This is a genomic window from Aeromicrobium sp., assembly GCF_036675695.1.
Classification (GTDB): Bacteria; Actinomycetota; Actinomycetes; order Propionibacteriales; family Nocardioidaceae; genus Aeromicrobium.
The window spans coordinates 1-3,094 of the sequence record NZ_JAKFEL010000017.1 but is presented as its reverse complement, the minus strand read 5'-3'; the positions used below and the strand labels follow the sequence as shown (position 1 = coordinate 3,094).

At 67.3% G+C, this 3,094-nt stretch carries 3 protein-coding genes; all 3 read right to left on the bottom strand.

Annotated elements, in window-relative coordinates:
- Positions 1–981 (bottom strand): protein translocase subunit SecF (secF, locus tag V6M39_RS01020; protein WP_332641790.1); only part of this gene is annotated, 981 nt, incomplete at its 3' end.
- Entirely contained in the window at positions 981–2,750 is a 1,770-nt protein-coding gene (gene secD / locus V6M39_RS01015; RefSeq protein ID WP_332641789.1) for a protein translocase subunit SecD, read from the bottom strand. The genes secF and secD, both read right to left, overlap by 1 nt.
- Position 2,751: 1 nt before the next feature.
- On the bottom strand, positions 2,752–3,094 hold a 343-nt coding region (yajC, locus tag V6M39_RS01010), incomplete at its 5' end, for a preprotein translocase subunit YajC (protein WP_332641788.1).

Sequence of the window (3,094 nt, the reverse complement as noted above, 5' to 3'; positions counted from 1 at the left end):
CTTGGCCTTCGCGCGGCGGGCCTGGAGCTGGACCTCGGTCTCCTGCATCTTCAGGTGCACCAGCACGCGAGGCGCGAGCATCACCGAGGAGTAGACGCCGATCGCCATGCCGACGAACTGGGCCAGGGCCAGGTCCTGGAGCGAGCTCGCACCCAGCTGGACAGCGCTGACGTACAGGATCGCGCCGATCGGGATGAGCGCCACGATCGAGGTGTTGATCGAGCGCACCAGGGTCTGGTTGACCGCGAGGTTCGCCGCGTCGGAGTACGACTGCGTCTTCTTGCGCAGCTGGTGGGTGTTCTCCTTGATCTTGTCGAACACCACCACCGTGTCGTAGAGCGAGAAGCCGAGGATCGCCAGCACGCCGGTGACCGCCGCGGGTGTGACCTGGAAGCCGGACAGCGCGTAGACGCCCACCGTCAGCACCACGTCGTGGACCAGTGCGAGGAACGCCGCGACGGACATCCGCCATTCGCGGAAGTACGCCCAGATGAACAGGACCACGAGGATCAGGAAGATCACGACACCGATGGCAGCGCGCTCGGCGACCTCCTGACCCCAGCTGGGACCGATGTCCTGGATGGAGAGGTCGCCCTCGGTGACGGTGGGGTACTTGTCGTGGATGAGCTCGGAGATCTCGGTGCGCTGCTGCTCGCTGAGGTTCTCGACCTGGACGGTCAGCGCCGAGTTGCCCTCGGTGGTGACCGTCGGGTTCTCGGCATTCTCGATATCGGAGCCTGCGACCGCCTCCTGCAGCGCGTCGGCAGCGTCCTGCGTCGCGTTGCCGGATCCCACCGGGACCGACAGCGTCGTACCACCGGTGAACTCGACACCCATGTTGAGGGGCTTGAGGAACAGCACGGCCACAGCGACGCTCACCAGGACGACCGAGACGGCGTACCAGAGCCAGGGCTTGCCTACGAAGTTGAAGGACTTGCGACCCTGGTAGAGGTCGTTGCCCAGTCGGGACATCTTGCCCATCAGGCCTTACCCCCCACGGTCGCAACCTTGCGGTCGGGCGCGACATCCATACCGAGCGTCTCCTTGCTGAGACCCGACAGCTTGTGTCCGGAGTTGAACGTCTTGAACTGGGCGAGCCAGGACACCAGCGGCTTGGTGAACCAGAAGAGCACCGCGAGGTCGATCAACGTGGTCAGGCCGAGCGCGAAACCGAAGCCCTTCACGGCGCCGGTGGCGAAGACGTAGAGCACGAAGGCGGACAGCAGTTGCACCGTGTTGGCCGCGACGCGCGTGACGCGCGCACGCGCCCAACCGGTCTCGACAGCAACCCGCATCGACTTGCCCTCACGCATCTCGTCGCGGATGCGTTCGAAGAAGATGACGAACGAGTCCGCAGTGATGCCGACGGCGATGATCAGGCCGGCGATGCCGGGCAGGGTCAGCGTGAAACCGGCGGTCTCACTGAGCAGCAGCACCATCGCGTAGGTGACGCCGGCTGCGACGAAGAGCGAGCTGACGACCACGAGGCCGAGGCCGCGGTAGTAGAAGAGGCAGTACAGCATCACCAGCGCGAGGCCGATGGCGCCAGCGAGCATGCCTGCGTTGAGCTGGTTGCCCGCGAGGGAGGGCCCGATCTCCTCGACCGAGGTCTGCTCGTCGTCGAAGTTGATCGGCAGCGCACCGAACTTCAGGCTGTTGGCCAGGTCGAGCGCGCTCTGCTCGGTGAAGTTGCCCTCGATCTGCGAGCGGCCGTCGGTGATGACGCTGTTCATGACCGGGTCGGTCAGCACGAGGCTGTCGAGGACGACAGCGAACTGCTCGTCGGTGCCGGCGAAGGCGCGTGAGACGGCTTCGAAGTCGGACGATGCGCCTGCAGATCCCTTGGGCAGCGCCTTGTCCTTGTCGTTGCCCATCTCGATGGCCACGACCCAGCCAACACCGTTCTGGGGCGTCGTCGCGCTGGCATCGTCGAGCTCGGTGCCCTCGACGACCGAACGGCCGAGGAGGTACTTGAGCGACTGCCCGTCCTCCGGCTGGGAGCAGGCCACGAGCGGCTCGTCCCATACGTCCGGTAGGTCCGCAGGCTTGCCGTCGAGCGTGAGCAGGACACCCTTGTTGTCACAGGTGTAGTTGTTGTACGCCGCGATGGCGTCCGCGTCAGGAGCACGAGACCAGGCAATGTCGTCCTTGACGGTCCACTTCTCACCGTCGCCACCCGGGTCGGTCGCGGTGGGCGCGGTCGGCGTCGCACTGGGATCGGCAGACGGATCGGCACTCGGGTCCACGGTCGGGTCGGCCGTTCCGGTCGCCGTGTCGGTGGCGGTGGGCGTCGGGGTCGGCTCCTCGTCGGCGCCCAGCGACAGGGGTGCCCGGCCCAGGCCACCGGGGAGGCCACCGGCCTGCGCACACGGACCGCTCGGGTTGCGGTCGGAACACGCAACGAGGCGGAACCGCAACTGAGCCTGCCGCTTGACGGTCTCCTCGAGCTGCGCCCGGTTCGTCGTCTTGCCCGGGACCTCGACGACGATGTTCTTCCCGCCCTGGGTGGTCACGGCTGCTTCGGCAACACCGGAGCCGTTGACACGCTGGTCGATGATCCGGCGGGCCTCTTCGAGATTCTCGGCGCTGGGCGCCTTCTCGGCGGTCAGCGTGATGCGGGTGCCGCCCTGGAGGTCGAGGCCCAGGGTGGGCTTCCAGCTCCCGGCGAGCGCGACCAGGCCGTAACAGACGGCGAGGCCGAGGAAGAAGATGATCAGGGTGCGTCCGGGGCGCGGGCGACGGGCGGCCATGTCAGCGGTCCTCGGTGTCGGTGGGTACGGCGCCGTCGGTCGGCTCGGCCTCGTCGGCGCCGTCGGAGTGGTCGGTGGCATCGGCGTGCTCGGCCTCGTCGGCGGTGTCCACCCTCAGCGAGGCAACCGCGCCGCGCACGATGTGGATGACCACACCGGGCGCGATCTCCACCTCGAGGTGGTCGTCGGCAGCACCGACGATGGTCGCGAAGACACCGGACGTCAGCAGGACGTCGTCACCGACGGACAGCGCTGCGTGGAGCGCACTGACCTCTCGCTGACGTCGCGCGGCAGGACGGATGATCAGCAGCCAGAAGACCACCGCAATCGCGGCAATCCACAGC